Source organism: Nonomuraea sp. NPDC001684 (assembly GCF_053596515.1).
This window is the reverse complement of sequence record NZ_JBSFGJ010000147.1, coordinates 1-20,049: the sequence shown is the minus strand read 5'-3', so window position 1 is coordinate 20,049 and position 20,049 is coordinate 1. Positions and strand designations below refer to the sequence as shown.

Here is a 20,049-nt window from a genome sequence, read left to right as displayed (position 1 = left end):
ACGAGGCCGGACAGACCCTGGTCATGGTCACCCACGACCCGGTCGCCGCCTCCTACGCCCACCGCGTGGTCTTCCTCGCCGACGGGCGGCTGGCGGGCCAGGCGCTGCGGCCCACGCCGGAGCGGGTGGCCGAGCGCATGACGCAACTGGGCGCGTCATGACCGACCTGATCTGGAAGCTCCTCAAAGCCGACAAGGCGGGCCTGGCCGGCGCGTTCGCCGCCCTGTTCGCCGCCTCGGCGCTGCTGACCGCCTGCGGGCTGATCCTGCAGTCGGGCCTGGCTGCCGGGGTCCCGGCCGAGCGGTACGCCGCCGCCGACGTCGTGGTGAGCGGCCCCGACTCGGTGCGGGTGACGATCGGCGGGGAGAGCGAGACCGAGCCGCTGACCGAGCCCACGACCCTGCCGAGCGCCCTGCTGGAACGGGTGGCCGCGGTGCCGGGCGTGCGCGCCGCCGTCCCCGACCGCGGTTTCCCCGTCGATCTCGTCATCGGCGGCGGCTCGCCGGCCGCCACCGGCCACGGCTGGTCCACCGCGCCGCTGGCCCCGTTCACCCTCGCCGCCGGGCACGCCCCCGGCCCCGGCGAAGTCGTCGTGGACGCCTCCGCCGGGCTGCGGCCGGGCGATCACGTCACCGTCGTCGCCGGTACGGCTCCCGCCGCCGCCTACCGCGTGGCCGGTGTCGTCCGCGGCGAGCTGCGCCGCCCGCTGGTGCTCTTCCCCGACGAGGAGGCCACCCGCCTGTACGGCGGGCCGCGGGCGCTCGACGCCATCGGCGTGCTGGCCCGGCCCGGCATCGACCCGGAGGAACTGGCCGGACGTCTCAAGGAGGCGCTCGGCGACTCCGTCACCATCGCCACGGGAGAGGCGCGCGGCCGGGCCGAGTTCGGCGACGTGCGGAAGGCGCGCTCCGACCTCCAGGAGCTGGCCGCCTCGCTGATCGGCAGCGTGGTCGTGATCGCCGGCCTGGTGCTGACCGGCGCGCTCTCGCTCACCGCGCACCGCAGGCGACGCCAGATCGCGCTGCTGCGGGCGGTCGGCGCGAGCTCGCGGCACGTCACCAGGATGATCGCCGCCGAGACCGCCGCCGTCGCGCTGCTCGCGGGCCTGTCCGGCGGTCTGCCCGGCGGCCTGCTGGCCGTGCTGCTGCTCGACGCGCTGCGCGTGGTGGGCCTGGCGCCCGCCGACTTCGAGATCTCGGTGGGGCCCGTCCCGATGGTGGCCGCGGTCGCCGTCTGCCTGCTGCTCTCGCAGGCCGCCGCCTGGGCGGTCGGCCGCCGGGTGCTGCGGCCGCTGCCCGCGCAGGCGCTGACCGAGGTGTCGGTGGAGCCGTCCCGGTTGCCGGCGGTCCGGCTCGCCTCGGGCGTGCTGCTGCTGATCATCGGTGTCGCGGGGGCGTCGGCGCCGCTGTGGTGGAGCAGCGTGTACGCGGTGGCGCTCGCGGCCGGCGGCGGCCTGATCATGATCATCGCGTTGAGCGTGCTCGGACCGCCCATCGTGCGGCTGGGGACCAGGATGCTCGCCGGCCGGCTGCGCCGCAGGTACGGGGCGGCGGGCCATCTGGCCGTGGCCAACAGCCTCGCCCACTCACGGCGGCTGGCCGCGACGGTCTCGCCCATGGCGCTGGCGATCGGCTTCGCGCTGCTGCAGATCGGCCTGCCGGCCACGACCGCCGCCGCGGCCCGGCGCGATCTGGAAGGGGGCACACTGGCCACGCACACGCTCACCGGCGGTGAGTGGGGCCTGCCGCCCGGCGTGCGCGCGGATGCCGCCGGACTGCCCGGGGTACGGGCGGTCACGCCGATCGTGCGGACCCGCGTCTACGCCGTGATCCGCCTGCTCGACAGCCCCGAAGTGCTCGACTACCAGGCGCAGGCCGTCGATCCGGCGGGGCTCGCCGGCACTGTCGACCTGGGGGTGGAGGCCGGGTCGGCGGCCGGGCTGCGTCCCGGCACGGTGGCGATCAGCCGGGCCGCCGCGGGAACGCTGTCGGCGAAGGTCGGTTCGACGCTCACCCTGTACCTGGGGGACGGAACGCCGTACCGGCCACAAGTGGTGGCGATCTACCGCCGTGGCTCGGGCTTCGGCGACCTCACGCTGCCGCGCGCGGTGGTGCCGGCGAGTCGTGACGACGCCGTCCTCGTGCGCGCCGACCCGTCGGCCGACCTGGGCGCGCTCGTCCGGGCGCATCCGGGGCTGGTGGTCAGCGACGGCGCGGCCATGCGGGCCGCCCAGGAGGAGGGCGAGGCCGCCGCGATGCTCGGCGGGCTGCTGCCACTGCTGCTGGTCTTCGGATATCTGGCGGTGTCGGTGGCCAACGCCCTGACCCTGGCGGTGACCGAGCGGACCAGGGAGTTCGCGCTGCTCCGCCTGGCCGGGGGCAGCCGCGGCCAGGTCATGCGGATGCTGCGCGCCGAGTCGGCGCTGACCGTCCTGCTCGCGGTCGGCATCGGGACCGCCGCGCCGCTCCTGCCGCTGACGATGATCGCCTATGGCCTGACCGGGCTGCCGCTGCCCGCCGTCCAGCCCGTGACCTACCTGGCAGTGGTCGGCGCCACCTCGGCGCTCGGCGTGCTGTCGGTGCTCGTCCCCGCGCGGATCGCCCTGCGAACGCGTCCCGTCCAGGCCCTCAGCGGCCGTGGCTGACAAGGAGATCGACATGACCGAACCCCGTTGGACCCCGCCGAAGCAGAAGCGGCAGTGGCCCTGGATCCTGCTGGCGATCGTCGTCGTCGCCGTCGTGATCAACGTGGCGCTGACCATCTGAGCGGCAACATCAGGGCGACCCGTCACCGGCGCCGGGCTGCGCCACGGCGCCGGTGACGTCGATGCCACCTGTGACGGCGTGCACCGACCTGAAGCCCGGCAATTACCAGCTGTGGGAACCGCGCACCTGCACCCGGATCGGCAGGCCCATGGCGTCAGGGGCCGACCGCCCCACGTTCAGCCCCGACGGCAGCGTGCTCGTCGTCAGGGAACCGTTCAGCGAGACGCCCACGCTCTGGAACGCCCGGACGGGAACCCGCATCGACGAAGGAACCATCACCGGCTCATCGCACTTCACCCGTGACGACAAGATCCTTGTGACGGTGAACGGCACGCATTTGTGGCTGTTCGACACCACGAGGGGAAAGGTCCTCGACGGCCCGCTGCCCGGGTACAGCCCGATGCCCGTGGCGCCGGCCGACAGCAGCCGGGCCTACCTGATCCGCTGGAGTCGCCCAAGCGGTTCACTTGCGGTCAGACGGCTGTGGGGAGACCAGCGCACGTTCACCTTCTCCGGCGTGCTCGCCCAGGACATCAGCGGCGGTGTGCCGGCGGTCGTGCTCGGAAACGTCCGTCGACACCGGCCACCCCCTGTCGAGGGGGACAAGCGTCGAGCTCAGCTCCCACGGGCGAAGCTTGCGCCTGGAGGACACGGGCGGTCGCGGCATCGAGTACTGGGACATCGGACGACGGGTGCGCGTGAGCTTCGTGGAGACGATGGGGAATGTGGAAACGCGGTTCATGCCCGGCACACGGACGGCGGTCGTCGCCGAACTGTCGAGAGATGGCCGCCGCATCAGCAGCCTCATCGACCTCGACACCGGCGAAACGAAGCCTGTCACTATCCCCGATGGCTGGACGAACAACCGATGCAACCAACTCGCCTGCAGATCCGCGGACAGACGGACGATTGAGGTGTGGGAAGCACGAGGATGCCTCGCCCTGATCGGCCGGATCCCTACGTGGCCACGGTGCACTCGTCCGGCGACGGCGGAGCAGTGGACTCCCTACTGCGATCCTGTGCGAACCAAACCAGGAGCCGACCGAGATCATAGCTTTAGGTGTTCGTGTGGTCACTGATGGTGATAACTCTGGAGTGATCAACAAACAGCAGATCGCGAGCGCCCTGAGCGCCGCGCCGCCGGTCGTCCTGTCATCCAGCGCCAGCTCAAGGGCGACCGCCACCACCACCGCTCCTCCCGCCGCGGAGTGGAGCGACCGCTGGCCGCTGCCCGGCGGCACCGCGTGGGTGTACTACGGCGAACACAACCAGGCCCTGACTCGGCCGGTGCTCCTGGCCGACGGCTTCGGATCCGGGGCCAGCGACATCGACGAGCTCTACGACGGCCTGGAGAGGCGTGCCTTCCCGCTGATCAGCGAGCTGCGCCGGCGCGGCCGCGACGTCGTCATCATCGGCTACGACGACCGCGGCGCCTCCATCCTCGACAACGCGCAGACCGCCACCGCGGCGATCCACCGCGCCGCCGCCGAGCGGCTCGGCGGCACCCGCCTGCTGGCCGGCGGGTTCAGCATGGGGGGCCTGGTCACCCGCTACGCCCTGGCCCGGATGGAGAGGCAGCGCATCGACCACCAGGTCGGCGTGTACTTCTCCTGGGACACCCCGCACCGTGGCGCCTACGTGCCGATCTCGCTTCAGGCGTTCGCGCACCACATCAACGCCTACGACTCGCGCTTCTCCGACCTGTTCAACAGCCCCGCCGCCCGCCAGCTGCTGGCCTGGCACCTGCCTGGCACCGACGGCGTGCCCGGTGTCGACCCGCTGCGTACCCAGTTCCTGCGCGAGCTGGAGTCCGTCGGTGGGTGGCCGCGCATCCCGCGCCTGCTCGCCGTGGCCGACGGTGCGGGCAACGGTGCGGGCAACGGCACCGGCGCCGGGGAGAGCGCGCTGCTGGGCACCGGCGACCTCATCACCGGTACCGACCTGCGCACGCAGCCCAAGGCGCCCGAGACCCTGGCCGGCATGCTTCGCCTGGTGACGCCCGACGTCATCGAGGTGCAGGCGCCGGGAGTCCCGTGCGTGGACGGCGCGCCCGGCGGCATCCTGACCGGCTTCAAGATCCTCGCCGACGCGCTCAACGCCATCGCCGAAGCCACAGGTCTCGGCCTGGACGTCGACAATCCGATCGCCGGGCACTGCTTCGTCCCGTCCATCAGCGCCGTCTCCGTCCGCGACGTCACCGACGCCGACCTGTACACCGACATCGACGCGCTGTCCCCGGACGAGAGCGACTTCGACGACTTCCTGTGCGCCGGCGACAACCGCGGCCACACCGAGATCACCGAAGAGGGCGCCACCTGGCTCCTGGACCGCCTGCCCGACTAGAAGACGCAACCACCCTCACGACAGCCCCGCATCCTCGATGGCGACACTGTCGGCGAATTGAGCAAGGGACGCAGCGGCCCCGTGATCACCAGTGAGATCACGGGGCCGCTCTTTGTCATGCTTTAGAGCTGCTGACGGAATGAGATGAGGCGTCGCCAGCAGATGAGCGAGCAGGCCAGCTTGAGGAACGCCTCATGAATGTCGTCGCGGACCTCCCAGCGGATGCGCAAGCGTCGGAACGCAGGGAGCAGGGCGAAGGTCTGCTCGACCACGTAGCGGTGTTTGCCCAAGCCGGAGCCGTGATCGGTGCCGCGGCGGGCGATCAGCGGGCGTATCTGCAGTTCGCGGACCAAACGGCGGTACTTGTCGTGGTCGTAGCCGCGGTCGGCGAGGACCACGTCGGGGCGCTGACGCGGCCGGCCACGCTTGCCGCGGACCTTCGGGATGGCGTCCAGCAGCGGGCGCAGCTGAGTGACGTCATTGCGGTTGGCGCCAGTCAGGATCACCGCGAGCGGGATGCCGGTGGCTTCGATGATCAGGTGGTGCTTGCTGCCGGCTCGTCCTCGGTCGACCGGGGACGGGCCGGTCTGCGCCCCCCTTTCAACGCTCTGATCTGCGAGGAGTCCACCGCGGCCCGGGAGAAGTCGAGCACGTCGGCGGCCCGCAGCCGATCCAGCAGGACCTCATGCAGCCGCTGCCACACGCCGGAGGCGTTCCACTCGGCCAGGCGTCGTCAGCACGTCATGCCCGAGCCGTAGCCGACCTCCTGCGGCAGGTGCTCCCAGGCGATCCCGGTGTGCAGCACGAACAAGATGCCCTGCAGTGCCAGCCGGTCATCCAGTCGCCTACGCCCTGGATGCCGGAACAGCCGCTGACGCTGCGGTAACAGCGGCTCGATCACAGCCCAGAGATCATCGCTGACCTCCCATGGCTTCGGCTTGGCCACCTGCGCCCCTCTCGCTCGGCTACAGCGAGAGATCAAAGCACAACCGAGATCATTCTGTTAGGTGCTCTCAGCGCGTCCTCGGCGTTGAGGGCGCGTTCCCGCTGGGTCGCTTCGATGGCCGCGCCGGAAACTGGCGTGAAGAAAATCTGCCGAGCGGCGAACACTGGGAGACAGTCGCCTTCGGAAGGACGCCATGGCTGCACCCCCTGACGCCAACGATGTGCTGGAAGACGTCACCATGGTCGAGCGGTCGATGGACAATCCCGAGCTTTTCGCCCTCCTGTACGACCGGTACTTCAAGGAGGTCTACCGCTACCTGGCCGCCCGGCTCGGCGGCGAGCAGGCCGAGGACCTGGTCGCGGAGGCATTCCTGCTCGCGTTCGACGGCAGGTGCGGCTTCGATCCGCAGCGGGGCACCGTGCGGTCGTGGTTATTCGGCATCGCCACGAATGTCGTGGCCCGGCACCGCCGCAGGGAGGGCCGCCGCCTGAACGCGCTCAGCAAGATCGCGGCTGAGGACTCCGGTGACGGGCACGAGGACCGAGTGACCTCGCAGCTCGCGGCGCAGGCCAGCCGGCCGGAGCTCGTACGGGGGCTGAAGGGCCTGGCGAAGGGCGATCGCGACGTGGTGTTCCTGCTCGTGTTCGGCGGGCTGGGCTACGAGGAGATCGCCGCCGCCCTGGACGTACCGGTGGGGACCGTCGGGTCCCGGTTCAACAGGGCGCGCAAGAAGCTGCGAAAGGCCTTGGGCGACGTCAACCCGATCGGGGAGTGGTGATGGACGAGTTGAAGCTGATCGAGGCCGTGTTCGCGGAGCCCGAGCCGACGCCGGAGGCGGCAGCGAGGGGGCGTGACCGCTTCCTCCGCCTGACCCGCCAGGCACAGGCGTCACGGTTGGACCGTCCGCGCCGCTGGTGGCCCACCGCGCTGCCGATCCGGCGCGTCGCTCTGGTCGGCGCCATGGCGGTGATGCTCACCGGCGGAATCATCGTCAGCCAGGTGAGTCTGGGCGGCTCCGACTCGCGTACCCCCGGGTACCTGATCGCTGCCCCTCCGGCCGACGCTAAGGCGCTGCTCACCCTGGCCGCGCGGGCCGCTGCCGACCGGCCCGACACGGTGCCGGCCCGCGGCCAGTACGTTCACACCAAGACGCTGGCCCAGCACAGCCTGTACACCAGGGACAAGGCGGGCACCATGCAGTACACCAAGGTGATGGTCAACGAGGAGCGCTGGGAGGCCGCCGACGTGGGGAAGCCCTGGCTGAGCCGCAAGCAGAGCCTGTCAGCCACGGGACCGGCGCCTCGGCGTTTCTGGGACCACGGCGTCGAGGACATCCTCTCCGAGTCGTCGGGCTGCCCTGGCCAACCGGCCTACGCCCGGCTGCGCACCTGGCCGACGGACCCCGCCCAGGTGCGCGCGAAGATCGTGGCCGACACGGGCGAGGAGCCGCTGCGCATCTGGTCCTCCCTCCAGGGCCTGATCCGCGAGTCCGTGGTACGGCCCAGCCTGGGCGCCGCGCTCTACCAGGTGGCCGCCGGGCTGGACGGCATCGTGCTCATCGGTGACGCGGCGGACGTCTCCGGCCGCCCCGGGCTGGCCGTCGCCATGGACGAGGGCAACGGCACCCGGTCCGAGCTGATCTTCGACCGGCAGACCTATCACTACCTGGGCGAGCGCACGGTGGTCACCAAGGACAAGAGGGTGGAGCTGCCCAAGGGCGAGTACATCGAGAAGAAGGGCACGGTGACCGGCACCGCGGTGCTCGCCGCCGATCTCGCCCCCGGCCTGCCCGAGGTGTCGCCGAAGGCGTCCCGCATGAAGATCCCCTGCTGAGACCTTTCCCCACCTGATCCGGCCTTTCGGGCCGTGAGTTCTGTTTCGCATGCCCTCAGATCGATCCGGCATGCCCTCAAGGAAAAGGAGAACCTGCATGTTCATCGCCAAGGCCGTCGCGGTCACCCTGCTCGCCGGTTCGTTCGGCGGCCTCACCTCGCCGCCGTCGGGGGACGCCACCGCGTACGAGAAGCAGACACAACAGGAGGCCAAGCGCGTCGCCTGCATGATGGAGCGGGGCCTGGACTACGTGGCCTCCCCGGAGCCTCGGTACACGTGGCAGCCCGGGGAGCAGGAGCGGCTCGCGGGTGACCTGGAGGCGCTGCGGGAGTACCGGGCCAAGTACGGCTTCGGCGTCTGGTCCCCGAACGTCTATCCCAAGGACAAGGTCGTCAACCCCGTCCAGCACGAGGACCCGAACAACAAGATGCTGATGTCGCTCTCGGCCGGCCAGCTGAAGAAGTGGCGCGCCGCCGACGACGCCTGCTTCTCCCAGGCGGTCAAGGAGGTGCTGGGCAAGACCGTCACCTCCCAGGAGGACTACTACGACCAGCTCGAAGCGGCGGTGGACAAGTCGCTGAGCGTCCTCGACCAGGACAAGCAGCTCGTCCAGCTGGGCAAGCAGTTCGCCACGTGCTTGGGGGTCGGCGAGACCAGGCCGACCGCGCTGGACGGTCTGAGCCACACGAAGATCGTGCGGCAGGCTTCGGACGTCGCCAAGAAGACGTGGAAGGGCGAACTACCCAAGGAGGCCGAGGGCAAGACCGTCATCTTCCGGCCGAATCTGAAGCCCGCGCAGGCCAGGCCGTACCTGGACAAGGAGATCAAGGCGGCGCTGAGGGACCTGGAGTGCGGAAAGGCCTTCTACCCCGCCTACTTGCCCAAGGCCGTGGAGATCACGTCGCGGGTCTACCAGGAGTTCGGAAGGGAAGGCGCGGCCCAGGCGGTCCCGTCCCGGATCTACGGCAAGCTCGTCTGACGCAGCGCTCGCGGGGTGCCGCTCGTGGCGCGTGAGCGGCACCCCTCGCAACGAGTGACGCACGAGTTCGGATCTCACGGGCCGGCCTGGGCGCCCCTTGCCCGCGCCCACCTCCAAGGTCCCCCGCTGACCAGAGGGTAGAGCAGAGTCACTTCCCAGGCCATCAGCGTCTCTGCCCCATCGGAGGGCTTCAACTCTCCGCACATCGACGACGAGAGAGCAAATGAAATTAACCCACGCAACCCTCGCCGTGATCGTGGCGGGATCTCTCATCGCAGGCGGTACCACGAGTGCCGCACAGGCAGCCGAGCCGGCATCTCCCGTGACCGGGGTGTCGGGCTCAGTGACGCTGCTGACCGGCGACCGGGTGACTGTCACAGCGAACGGCTACCGGATCGAGCCTGGTCCGGGCAGAAACCATCGCTTCGACGTCCAGCGCCGTCAGGGCCACCTTCACGTCATTCCAGAGGATGCCAAACGGCTGCTGGCCCAGGGCCTGCTGGATGAGCGCTTGTTCGACGTCACGCAGCTGCTCACCTGGCGGTACGGCGACGGCTACAAGGCGGAGATACCGCTGATCGTCCAGTCCGCCGAAGGGAAGGCGGCATCGGCGCTCAGCGGAACGCGCAAGGCGAAGGAGTTCGCCGGGCTGGGGCTGGCCGGCACGAGCGTGTCCAAGGCGACGGCGGGCCAGACCTGGCAGAGCCTGGTCGGCGGCGCCCGATCACTGGCCGCCGGCAAGTCGAAGATCTGGCTGGACGGGAAGCGGCCCATCACCCTTGACCGGAGCGTCAAGCAGATCGGGGCTCCGCAGGCGTGGCAACAGGGGCTGACCGGATCCGGTGTCACGGTCGCCGTGCTCGACTCCGGTTACGACGCCACCCACCCCGATCTCAAGGACGTGGTCACGCAGTCGCGGAACTTCTCCGACGAACCAGACATCACCGATAACGTGGGGCATGGCACCCATGTCGCCTCCATCGTGGCGGGCACCGGAGAGAAGTATCGGGGTGTCGCGCCGGGCGCGAAGATCGCGCTTGGCAAGGTCGGCGGAGAAAGCATCAGCGAATCGGCAATGCTGGCAGGCATGGAATGGGCCGCTGTCGAGGTCAAAGCAAAGATCATCAACATGAGCATCGGCGGCCCGGACACACCTGGCATCGACCCGATCGAGCAGGCCGTCAACACCCTGTCAGCGCGTACGGGAGCGCTGTTCGTCATCGCGGCGGGCAACGACGGAGCACCCGGCTCGGTCGGCAGCCCGGGCAGCGCCGATGCGGCGTTGACGGTCGGCGCGGTCGACAAGTCCGACAAGATGGCCGAATTCTCCAGCCGCGGCCCGAGAAATGGCGATCACGCGATCAAGCCCGACGTGACCGCACCCGGCGCCGACATCATGGCGGCGGCCGCGCAGGGCACGGCAGACGGCCCGTACGTCGCCCACAGCGGCACCTCCATGGCGGCGCCGCACGTCGCGGGCGCGGCGGCGATCCTCGCCCAGCAGCACCCGGACTGGAGCGGCGAGCAGCTCAAGGCCGCGCTCATCGGTAGCGCCGCGCCGCAGGCTGGCGCCACGCATTTCGACCAGGGCGCCGGGCGCGTCGACCTGGTTCGCGCGGTCGGTCAGCAGGTGTATGCCAGTCCCGCGAACATCGGCACGGTCCTCCGCTGGGGCAGATCCGGCGAACGGCAGGCGACCAAGGAGATCACGTACACCAACACCGGCGACTCTGCGGTCACGCTGAACCTCACCGTGGACGGCGACGTGCTGCGCACCTCGGCACAGCGGGTCGAGGTGCCCGCCAAGGGCACGGCATCGGTCGCCGTGACGATCGACGGGACCGGCAAGGAGCCCGGCGATCATCCGGGCACCATCACGGCCCGATCGGGTGACCTTCTCGTCCGTACCGTCGCCACCGCGTACGTGGAGCCGGAAGCCTACGACGTGAAGATCAGCGCACTGGGTACCGACGGCCAGCCCGTCGACGCGGTCGGGGAATTCTACAACGGCAAGGGCGAGAGCCTCCGGATGGTCCTTCGCGGCGCGCCGGACACCTACCGGCTCCCCGCCGGCGAGTGGAGCCTGTACGTGGACATCTACGAAGGCACGCGCATCACGACCACGCACTTGCCGGTGAAGGTCGGCGAACAGGGCACGGAGATCGTCCTGGACACGCGCCAGGCCAAACCGATCAGATTCACTCTGGACGAGCCCACGGCTGTCGTCAGCGGGTGGACCGAGATGTGGGTGATCAACGGTTCGTGGTACCTCGGCTGGGCCGGAGGCAGGCCCGACCCCAGCGCCGTGTACTTCGTGCTCGGCTCCAAGCAGCCCGGACTGAAGTACGTCACCAGAATGCACTTCCACAAGAAGGACGCCTCTCCCACCCCCGTCCGCTACGACCTGGTGGACGAACGCCATGACGGCGTGCCCGAAGACCCCACGTACGCGGCCAGGGTGAAGGACCTCGACAAGGTGACCACCACCTTCCGCGGTGCCGGAACGGCCGCGAAGGGCACCTACTTCGTGGCGAACGCCATCGAAGGCGTTTCTGACGGATTCCTGACCCCCACGAACGATGTGCCTCTGCCGGGCAAGCTCACGGAATACCGGACGCGAGGGCACAAGTGGTCCAGCGCGCTGCGCGTCGGCGAATCCGCGGTCACGGGGGCCACGGGACCCGCCGGCGACGGCCGCGATCGGCAGACGTGGGGCGTCGCGGTCAGCGGCCCGTCCTTCGCCACCTCGGGCGCCTGGCGGGAGGGGAACACCGTGACGTTCGACGGCGCCCGGCTGTTCTCCGAGGGCGTGCCCGGCCGGGTCGGCATGGACGGCGCCGCCACCGGCACCGTCAGCCTCGCCAAGGGTGATCAGGTCATCTCCACGATCGACTACACCAGGTGCGGGCTGTGGGAGGCCGATTCCTGCCGGCTGAGCACCGGTCTCCCGGCGGAGCCCGCCAGGTACACGCTCAGCGCGACGGCCAGCCGACAGGTGCCGCACTCCACGCTGTCCACGAAAGTGGAATCGACGTGGACGTTCCGCTCGGCGAGCACTGCCAAGCGGGAAGCGCTCGCCCTGGCGGCGGTTCGCTTCGCCCCGGAGGGGCTGGACGAGTACAACCGCGCCAAGCCCGGATCGTCCACCCGGCTGCCGATCTGGATCGAACGCAATCCCGGCGCTCCCGCGGCGGCCGTGAAGTCCATCCACCTGCAGATGTCCGTCGATGACGGAGCGACCTGGCGCGACATCCGGGTCAGAGTCAAGGGCTCGGACTGGACGGCGCAGATGACCAACCCGCGCACGGCGGGCTTCGTGTCCCTGCGCGCCACGTCGACCGACACCGCGGGCAACACCGTCAGCCAGACCATCCACCACGCCTACGCGGTCGGATAACCCTCCCCGCAGGGTGGTAGCGATCTTGGACGCCTTGATCACGCACGAGTTCTGGCCCCACCTGGGTGAGATCCCGGTTCGAGGGTTCAGTCCGTCTGTGGGTTCGGGGACACTGCCGTCCCCGAACCCCTGCAGGGCGTGAACATCGCCCCCCGCGGGCGCGGGCTCAGCTCAGCATCCATGCCGAAAGAGGACGTCACTGCCGGCATAGATCGCCATGGCGGGACCAGAGAACGAGCATTGACTATCGCTGCAAGACCGCGCGCCACTCATCTTCGATGATGCTGAACAGCTCGGAGTCTCGCCAACCGTCACGAATCAGCGCGGTGTGGCGATGCCGCCCTTCCCAGGTCATGCCGAGCTTGCTGAGCACCCGAGCCGATCCAACATTTCGCGGGTCACAGGTGGCATAGATGCGGTGAAGGCCAATCTCCTCGAATCCTCGTCTGAGGAGCTCATTCCCTATCGCGGTTCCTACCCCTTGGCCCCACCTGTGCGGGTGAACAACATAGGTGATCTCGCCTTGGCGTTGTTCTTGACTCCGGACGTGCAGCTCACCCATGCCAACCACGTCGCCGATCGAATCACAAGCCGATCTTGCCAGTCGCGCTTGGCAGCGAGCTGAAGATGTGAATCAGGCACTCACGCACCGGACAACGGGTTGACCGCCGTCAGCTGTGGGTGGAGTGCTGGGCCTCGCTCTGAGCGAGCCGGTAGGAGCGAGTGCCGGTGTCGATGATGGCGGCGTTGAAGGTGCGGCGGTCGACGATCGCGGCGCAGAGACGCGGCTCGGTGAAGGTCTTGGTCCATGCGTCCTTCTCCCGAAGCTGCCCCCAGCCGTCAGGTAGCACTGATCGGACAGAACGCCTATTTTCCGTCCGGTTCCGGAATGACTGAGTCGCAGGTCAGCGCATCCGAGACGCTCTCCACGCGGATTCGAGCGTATTCCAGCGCTAACATCCGGTGCCGAAAACTCGGTCTCTGCTGTCCGGCGCGGACCCCGCGCGACCTGTAACGATCGCCGGGTCGTACTGATTGATCAGCACACGGACAGCAGCGGTTACCTGATCATGGCCTGCCAGTAGGAGCGGACCGGTGAACCGGGTTTGGTGTCACATGCGTTGACCCTGTGCGGGATGATGGTCGACGGTCGCCCTGTCGTGATCTCTGACGGGAGTCACTGACCAGCCGACCCCCTGGGGGGGGAGAGGTGCCTGATGGCCCTGCCGGTGGTGACTGATGCGAGGGAGTGGCGCGCGAAGGCGTTGGCGAGAGCAGCCGAGGCGCGGAAAGCGCACGGCGCGGCGTGCGGCCTCAAGTAAGCCATGCGAACTGAGAGGCTTTCGTGGATTTTACGATCTGCCAGTTTCTGGGGCACACATGCGAAGATGGCCGGGACTCGCCTATCTGGCACGCGCAGATGCAGGTGGCGGCATGTGCGCATCTGCTGAATGAGTAGCTGCAGGAGGACACCCCTGACAAGGAAGCGGTCGGCATTCGCCTCCTCGTCGATGTTCGTGAAGTGACGCAGGCCCCCGCCGGGCCGGAGACCGCCTCCCTCGTGAACGCCGGTGTGTTTCCGGCCTTGTCGCCCTATGGGCCGGTGCGCGAGCTGCTCTCCTGCGAGCCGATCCCTCTCCCCGGGGTGGCTACGGCCGTGGAGCGCGCCCTGTTCGGCACGCCGGCGTCACGGCGCGTCGAACTGATGTCCGCCGCTCTTCGGGCGTCGATCGAAGACTGGGCAGAGGAGGCGGCGCTGGTGAGGGTCGCCGACCCGGCCGGTGGCGACGTCCAGGGGGAAACGCATGTTGTGCTTCTGTCCTCCTCCGGCCTGATGCGCCTCAGTGTCGTGCGCGTGGCTGATCGCGGACTCGACCGTGACCCGGCCTGTTCCTTCGCGGGGCATTGGTGCGACAGCGGAGCCCGGCCGGGGGAGCGGAGTCACGCGCTCACCGAGGCGAGGCTGCAGGCCATCTGCGCGGGAACTGCTCTTCACGCCCCGCTGGACCTCTTCGGCTACGGCCGCCGTTCAAGATCGAATGGGTGCGGCATGGGCTGCCGTCCTCAGCTGGAGTGGACGCCATCCGGACGTGGTGGAGAAGTAGCGCGTGGAGCCGACGGTATCTCGAGGATTACCTGCTCGACGAGCTGCCCGTCCCTGACGATCCGCAGGCGTATTTCGAGGATCCGGACAATCTGACGGAGGAGCGTGATCCGCTCGAACTGGGCGACCCGGACAACGGCCGGGCATGGTGGGGAGGGGAGGTCGGCGCCGGACTCCAGCCTCTGGACACGACGGAGTTCTTCCGGGAACTGCAGTCCTTCCGTGCCGCCTGCCTGCAGGAAGCAGTTGGCACGGAGGCGGCAGAGCTGGTGCCGCATCTCCTGAACGAGCTTCTCGACCGGCCCATCCGCCGCGTGGGCGGTCCGGAACGCCGTTTACGGGTGTGGGCCGATGCCGACGAGGACGGCCGCTTCTGGCGGGATGCGACAGACGAGGTCTACCGGTACGGCCATGGGCGCAGGCTCTTGATCCTTGGTCCGGCCGGTTGGCGGGCAGCGAGTGCTGGTGCGGCTGCGGTTGCGGCGGCTGAGGTGCCCGACGGTCGGGTGTGAGCGGCAGACGTTTCGAGAGCCGCTGCCCTGGCTGGCCGAGCCGTATCAGCGCCGCACGATCGCCTTGACCACGCAGGTGGGGGCAGTGGTGCGGGAACTGGCCGGGCGGGCGGGATCGCGCCTGCTGGCCATGCTGGGAGTCAGGATGTCGCGGCAGAGCGCCGTCCGTTCGTTGCTGCGCCTGCCCCTGCCGGCTCGTCCGGTGCCGGAGGTGATCGGGGTGGACGACTTCGCGCTCCGTAAACGACACCGCTACGCCACCGTGATCATCGACGCGGTGACGCGGGAACGGATCGATGTGCTCGCCGATCGTCAGGCCGACACCTTGCAGGCATGGCTGCGTGCCCACCCTGGGGTGCGGATGGTGTGCCGGGACAGCAGCGGTGCCTATGCCGAGGCGATCCGTCGCGCCCTGCCGAACGCAGTGCAGATCGGTGATCGCTGGCATATCTGGCACAACCTGGCCGAAGCCGTGGTCAAGGAGGTCGCCGCGCACTCGATCTGCTGGGGCAAGACCGGCCCGCCGCCGAAAGAAGGGGTACGGTCCGCCACCACACGCGAGCGCTGGCAGCAGGTTCATGCCCTGCTCAATCAGGGTGTCGGTCTGCTGGAATGCGCCCGCCGTCTCGGCCTGGCGCTCAACACCGTCAAGCGCTACGCCCGGGTCAGCCAACCCGAACGGCTGGTACGCGTGCCGAAATACCGGCCCACGCTCGTCGACCCGTTCCGCGACCATCTGCGTGAACGCCGGGCCGACGATCCCGCCGTCCCGGTCCAGCAACTCCTCGCCGAGATCAAGAAACTCGGCTATACCGGCAGCCAGAACCTGCTCTACCGCTACATCAACCAAGGCCGCGTCGAATGCGACCGGCCCGCGATCTCACCCAAGCGTCTGGCCGGCCTTCTTCTCACCGAACCGAGCAAGCTCACCGGCCACCACGCCGAGCGACTGGATGCCACCATCAACGCCTGCCACGAGATGACCATGCTCGCGACATTCGTCCGGGACTTCGCCGCTCTCCTCGATCCCAAGCAGGGCAACGACCAGCGACTGACCGCCTGGATCGGACAAGCGCGGCAGGTCGACCTGCCTCACCTGCACGCCTTCACCCGCGGGCTGGACTACGACCGGGCCGCCGTCAACGCCGCCCTCACCCTCCCGTTCCACAACGGCGGCACCGAAGGCGTCAACACCAAAACGAAAATGATCAAGAGGCAGATGTACGGGCGAGCCGGCTTCGCGCTCCTTCGCCATCGCATCCTGCTCGGCTAACCACTTTCCGTCACCACCGAAAGTGGGCCAGAGCCGTTGTTCTCTTACAGTCCCGCCCGCCGGCGGTTCAGCTGCCCTCTGTTATGGAGGCGGCGAGGTGGTCTTGGAAGGTGGCGTGGCGGAACTGGTAGATCGGGCCGACGGAACGCAGCAGGCCGAGGCGGTGGGCGTCGTCCAGGAAGTCCATCAGCTTGCGGGGGATGTGTCCCTCGTGGGCCAACCGCCATATGGCGAGCGTGTAGATCAGCCAGGCGTGGCGGCGCCCGAGCATGAGTCCGGATACGAGCCCGGCCGCGAGCCCGGCCGCGAGCCCATCCGCGAGCCCGACCATTGGCCCGGCCGCGAAACCGCCCGCAAGCCCGGCCACGAGCGCGCTCACGAGTCCAGGGATGGTGGTTCGTAGTGTCGTGAGGGTTCTGTCGGCTCTCCAGCTCGACAAGGGCGTGATTGCAGCCGTAAGGGATGCTGGACGTTCCGCCCATTCGATGAGCCCGAGCGCGAGCGCGAAAACGAGCCCGGCCGGGAGTCCCACCGCGAACCCCCCAGCGATCCCGAACGCGTCTATCACCGCGAGCCCTCCCGCGAGCCAGGTCGTGGCCTGCCCGAGCAAAAGCCCGAACACTAGCTGGAATCGCACATTCTTGGTGAACCGGGCTGTTCTGCCGGTGAGGCGAAGATCGGCATAGCCGGGCAATTCAGTGAACCAGGTGAAGACCTTGGGCCCGTCCATGGCTCCCATGAGCCCGAGCATCAGGCCGGGGATGAGCCCGAGCATGAGTCCGAACGGAAGCCCGCCCTCGAGACCGGGCTCGAGATCGAGCGCGGGCCCGCCCACGAACCCGAACAGGAGCGCGACTGCGAGTCCGAGCGTGAGTCCGGCTGCCACCCCGGATCGTTGGATGACGAGGCGCTGTTCGGCTGGAGAGGTGGTGTGCTGGGCCAGGTTCCACCAGGCCAGGTCGTAGGTGGAGTGCTCGTGCATGAGGCGGGCGAGGTAGGCCAGGTAGTTACGGGCGTGGTCGGGGTTCCAGGCGGTGCGGGGCCGGAAATGGTCGGCGGGGTCAAGGCTGTGGGGCCGGTTGTCGATGACGGCCGGGATGAGATGGTCGAACAGGTGCCGCCGCAGGGTCGCCTCTTGTTCGGCCAGAGGGCCGGTCAGCGGGGCGGGGTCGGCGGCGGGGGTGATGTAGACGGTCCGGATGAGCCAGAGCCCCAGTGCCGTTTCGGTCAGCCGGCTCAGCCCTGGGTGGGAGCCGTCGCGCAGGGCGGCCCAGACCGGGTCCCAGTCGTGGCGGGGCACCGGCGGCAGGCATGTGTACAGGTAGGTTTCCGCGGCGGCGGCGGTGATGGAAGCGGGGGTGATGACAGCGGCGGCAGTCAGCACGTCCCCGGCCTGGTCGATCGCGGTGGCGAACTCCTCGGTGCGGCTGGTCAGGATGAAGGCGTCTCCTTTGGCCAGCCACCGGTTCAGTGTGCCGATCACCTGGGCGCGGGCTTGGACGGGGATCTCGTCCAGGCCGTCCAGGATGGGGAGGACATGGCCGTGGTCGACCAGGGCCTTGGCCGCGCCTGGGCCGAACCGCTGGGCTCTCAGCGCGGGGTAGTCGCGGCTCAAGCGGGTGGAGAGCCAGTCGTGTAGCCGCGGGTAGGTGGCGGCGTCCCAGTCGTTGACTGGCACGAGGACCGGCACCGGGTCGTCGTCTCGACGGTCAGGGCCAGCCAGTTCATGCAGGAGTTGGATGGCCAGGGTGGTTTTGCCGGTTCCGGGGCCGCCGGTGATGACGAGCCGTCGGCGGTACAGCTTCCGGAAATCCTCGGCGAGTTGGCGGACGCAGTCACTGGAGGCGGTGAACGTCAACGGTTCGGGGCCGATCAGGCGGAGGTGGTCCATCAGGCGCGGATCATCGGTCAGATGCCAGGAGATCGGGATGGGTTCGGGGTCACCCAGGGCGCGGATACTTGCCTCGGTTTCCCACTGCTGGGCAACTATGACGGCCAAGGTCCTCTTCGCTGCGGCGAGGTTTTCCTCCGGCGTTCCCGCAGCCAATGGAAGGCGGGCGACACGCTCGGCCCACATCCCGCGCGCCGTCAGGCCCAGGCCGATCACGCCGATGAACGCGCCGATCACGCTGGATGCCTGATCCGCCTTCTCCAAACCGACCTGGCTGAAGTGCAAGCCCATCCAACCCACGATGCTGGCGAACGTAATGATGCCTGCCCATTTGAGAACTCGTCCCGGCATGGACTCATCGTCGCGTCACGGCACTACCAATGGGGATAATCAAAGGCAAGGTTAATCCGACCGTTGCACGATTTCCTCAGCCGTACAAGGCAGTGAGGGGAGTGGTAGTTCCAGCCTGTGCGGTGCAACAACGCGGATACTGCTGCTGAGCTGGGCGTTTGTCGGGCGATCAGGATGCTCCGTGGTGTTCGTTGATCGAGCCTGCGACGGTCCTTCGACAGTGGATCCGGGAAGTCATGTCGACCACCTTGCGGGGATCGTGCAACAGCGGGCGAGGAGAACGGCCCTGATGCGGGCGATGATGGTTGAAATAGTGTTCGTACTCGGCCAGGACCTTACGCAGGTACCGCTCACCATGGATGAGTAGGTGATCGAGGCACTCAGGGCGTAGCGTTCCTAAGAACCGCTCCACGAACGCGTTCGCTCGGGGCGACCGGACGGGCGTCTTAATGACCCGCACGCCATTGGCGGTGCACACCTCATCGAACGAGCGGGAGAACTTGCCGTCACGGTCTCGGATGAGAACCCTGACGGCGCTGGCGCGCTCGTCCAGGTCCATCAGCAGGTTCCGGGCTTACTGGGTGGCCCAAGCGGCCGTGGAGTTGGGAGTGAGGCCCAGTAGGTGTATGCGGCGTGTCTCGATCTCCATGACGAACAGGACGTACAGGCGTTTGAGGAAGACAGTGTCGCCGTGCAGGAAGTCCCAAGCCAGGATGCCGGAGGCTTGGGAGGTGAGGAACTGTCGCCAAATCGTGGCCGTGGAGTAGAAGTCTGGAGAGTTTCGCTGGTCGCCGCTGACAGGTTCAGTTAACGTTCCACAGCAGACGCTTTGAATCACGCTCCGGGGTATGTGGGCATGAATTCGGAGCGGAGCTCGTCCAGGGAGGTCATGTGCTGGCCCTCACGGGCGTCGACCGTGCAGAGAGTATTCCACTGACCGAGCGGCCACGGCTGTCGAATGGAGCCGCGCCGCGGCAAGCGCCGGCGCAGACGTTGGCCAGCCGTGACCTTCGTGGCGGGGACAGGCCACCGCAACCATGGCGTTGGGCGAGGCATTCGCCGGAACTAGTCGGCTGGGACATCGAGTGAGCGAGAGCAGCGATGTGGGCAGATGATGCCGCCTCCCTGATGCTGTCCGCCCCAGGGGCTCGCGTGCTCCTGGTCGGTACGGGCAGGCACCTTCCAGGATCGATGTTGACAGCGGTGCCTGCGGTAGAGCAGACCCTTCTCGATCTGGGCCGTTGCCTGATCGACCGCGCGGGGCTCGAATCGGGAAGCCTGACCGTGCTCCTGGATCCGGACGATCCACGCGTGTTCGGCGATGCACTGGTTAAGGCAGCCGATGAAGCCGACGATGTGCTTCTGCTGTATTACGTGGGCCATGGCCTGCTCAGCGTGGATGGAGAGTTGCATCTAGCCACTCGGGCAACGATGGACTTGACTCGTGGCATCGCCGCACATCAAGCCCTGCCGTACTCAACGATCGCCGAGGTCTTGGCTGCGTGCCGTGCGCCCCTGCTGGTGACCATGCTGGACTGCTGCTTCGCCGGACGGGCCGCCGGTGTGCCACGTACCGGAGTGGACGGCGTGTTCGCCGCCAACATGGGGGGAGGCTATGTTTTAGCCGCTGCGGGGGTGGACGAGGCAGCGTGGGC

General features: G+C 68.6%; 12 protein-coding genes and 4 pseudogenes. 10 read left to right on the top strand and 6 right to left on the bottom strand.

Annotated features, from left to right (window positions below):
- Positions 1-161 (top strand): annotated as a pseudogene (locus ACWCSD_RS24830) (ABC transporter ATP-binding protein); the annotation flags it as partial.
- Positions 158-2,644, top strand: a complete 2,487-nt coding sequence (locus tag ACWCSD_RS24825; protein ID WP_449918225.1) for an FtsX-like permease family protein — start codon at positions 158-160, stop codon at positions 2,642-2,644. The pseudogene ACWCSD_RS24830 and the gene ACWCSD_RS24825, both read left to right, overlap by 4 nt.
- A gap of 223 nt (positions 2,645-2,867) precedes the next feature.
- Here the strand turns inward: ACWCSD_RS24825 and ACWCSD_RS24820 are convergent, their stop codons facing one another.
- Complete coding sequence (locus ACWCSD_RS24820) at positions 2,868-3,026, bottom strand: hypothetical protein (protein ID WP_449918223.1); 159 nt, start codon at positions 3,024-3,026, stop codon at positions 2,868-2,870.
- A gap of 834 nt (positions 3,027-3,860) precedes the next feature.
- Between ACWCSD_RS24820 and ACWCSD_RS24815 the strand changes: the two genes are divergently transcribed.
- Complete coding sequence (locus ACWCSD_RS24815; RefSeq protein WP_449918220.1) at positions 3,861-5,108, top strand: esterase/lipase family protein; 1,248 nt, start codon at positions 3,861-3,863, stop codon at positions 5,106-5,108.
- 122 nt (positions 5,109-5,230) lie between these two features.
- On the opposite strand, the pseudogene ACWCSD_RS24810 reads toward ACWCSD_RS24815, so the two are convergent.
- Positions 5,231-6,054 (bottom strand): annotated as a pseudogene (locus ACWCSD_RS24810) (IS5 family transposase).
- Between the two features lie 193 nt (positions 6,055-6,247).
- Between ACWCSD_RS24810 and ACWCSD_RS24805 the strand changes: the two are divergent.
- From ACWCSD_RS24805 to ACWCSD_RS24790, 4 genes are all read left to right on the top strand, one after another.
- Entirely contained in the window at positions 6,248-6,832 is a 585-nt protein-coding gene (locus ACWCSD_RS24805) for an RNA polymerase sigma factor (RefSeq protein WP_397159042.1), read from the top strand.
- On the top strand, positions 6,832-7,887 hold the full coding sequence (locus ACWCSD_RS24800) for a CU044_5270 family protein (RefSeq protein WP_449918218.1): 1,056 nt from the start codon (positions 6,832-6,834) through the stop codon (positions 7,885-7,887). The genes ACWCSD_RS24805 and ACWCSD_RS24800 overlap by 1 nt, the downstream gene beginning before the upstream one ends.
- A gap of 97 nt (positions 7,888-7,984) precedes the next feature.
- Positions 7,985-8,866 (top strand): hypothetical protein, encoded by an 882-nt coding sequence (locus tag ACWCSD_RS24795; RefSeq protein WP_397159046.1) that lies wholly within the window; start codon positions 7,985-7,987, stop codon positions 8,864-8,866.
- A 343-nt stretch (positions 8,867-9,209) separates the two neighbouring features.
- Positions 9,210-12,263 carry a S8 family serine peptidase gene (locus ACWCSD_RS24790; RefSeq protein ID WP_449918216.1) on the top strand — a complete coding sequence of 1,018 codons (3,054 nt, stop codon included), beginning with the start codon at positions 9,210-9,212 and terminating at the stop codon, positions 12,261-12,263.
- 244 nt (positions 12,264-12,507) lie between these two features.
- Here the strand turns inward: ACWCSD_RS24790 and ACWCSD_RS24785 are convergent, their stop codons facing one another.
- Together ACWCSD_RS24785 and ACWCSD_RS24780 are read right to left on the bottom strand one after the other, a co-directional pair.
- Complete coding sequence (locus ACWCSD_RS24785; protein WP_397159050.1) at positions 12,508-12,834, bottom strand: GNAT family N-acetyltransferase; 327 nt, start codon at positions 12,832-12,834, stop codon at positions 12,508-12,510.
- Between the two features lie 100 nt (positions 12,835-12,934).
- Positions 12,935-13,114, bottom strand: a complete 180-nt coding sequence (locus tag ACWCSD_RS24780) for a hypothetical protein (RefSeq protein ID WP_397159052.1) — start codon at positions 13,112-13,114, stop codon at positions 12,935-12,937.
- 1,222 nt (positions 13,115-14,336) lie between these two features.
- Here ACWCSD_RS24780 and ACWCSD_RS24775 point away from each other — a divergent pair.
- Both ACWCSD_RS24775 and ACWCSD_RS24770 read left to right on the top strand, forming a co-directional pair.
- Entirely contained in the window at positions 14,337-14,879 is a 543-nt protein-coding gene (locus tag ACWCSD_RS24775; RefSeq protein ID WP_449918213.1) for a hypothetical protein, read from the top strand.
- Positions 14,809-16,152: pseudogene (locus ACWCSD_RS24770) on the top strand (ISL3 family transposase); the annotation flags it as partial. The gene ACWCSD_RS24775 and the pseudogene ACWCSD_RS24770, both read left to right, overlap by 71 nt.
- Positions 16,153-16,219: 67 nt before the next feature.
- On the opposite strand, the gene ACWCSD_RS24765 reads toward ACWCSD_RS24770, so the two are convergent.
- Together ACWCSD_RS24765 and ACWCSD_RS24760 are read right to left on the bottom strand one after the other, a co-directional pair.
- Positions 16,220-18,334, bottom strand: a complete 2,115-nt coding sequence (locus ACWCSD_RS24765) for an NACHT domain-containing protein (protein WP_449918210.1) — start codon at positions 18,332-18,334, stop codon at positions 16,220-16,222.
- A 229-nt stretch (positions 18,335-18,563) separates the two neighbouring features.
- On the bottom strand, positions 18,564-18,953 hold the full coding sequence (locus ACWCSD_RS24760) for an integrase core domain-containing protein (RefSeq protein ID WP_397159060.1): 390 nt from the start codon (positions 18,951-18,953) through the stop codon (positions 18,564-18,566).
- 632 nt (positions 18,954-19,585) lie between these two features.
- Between ACWCSD_RS24760 and ACWCSD_RS24755 the strand changes: the two are divergent.
- Positions 19,586-20,049 (top strand): annotated as a pseudogene (locus ACWCSD_RS24755) (hypothetical protein); the annotation flags it as partial.

Coding starts and splice junctions, on each gene's coding strand:
- ACWCSD_RS24820 (WP_449918223.1), bottom strand. CDS start 3,026: ATGCGGGTTCCCGTCCGGGCGTTCCAGAGCGTGGGCGTCTCGCTGAAC.
- ACWCSD_RS24765 (WP_449918210.1), bottom strand. CDS start 18,334: ATGGGCTTGCACTTCAGCCAGGTCGGTTTGGAGAAGGCGGATCAGGCA.
- ACWCSD_RS24795 (WP_397159046.1), top strand. CDS start 7,985: ATGTTCATCGCCAAGGCCGTCGCGGTCACCCTGCTCGCCGGTTCGTTC.
- ACWCSD_RS24800 (WP_449918218.1), top strand. CDS start 6,832: ATGGACGAGTTGAAGCTGATCGAGGCCGTGTTCGCGGAGCCCGAGCCG.
- ACWCSD_RS24760 (WP_397159060.1), bottom strand. CDS start 18,953: ATGGACCTGGACGAGCGCGCCAGCGCCGTCAGGGTTCTCATCCGAGAC.
- ACWCSD_RS24805 (WP_397159042.1), top strand. CDS start 6,248: ATGGCTGCACCCCCTGACGCCAACGATGTGCTGGAAGACGTCACCATG.
- ACWCSD_RS24825 (WP_449918225.1), top strand. CDS start 158: ATGACCGACCTGATCTGGAAGCTCCTCAAAGCCGACAAGGCGGGCCTG.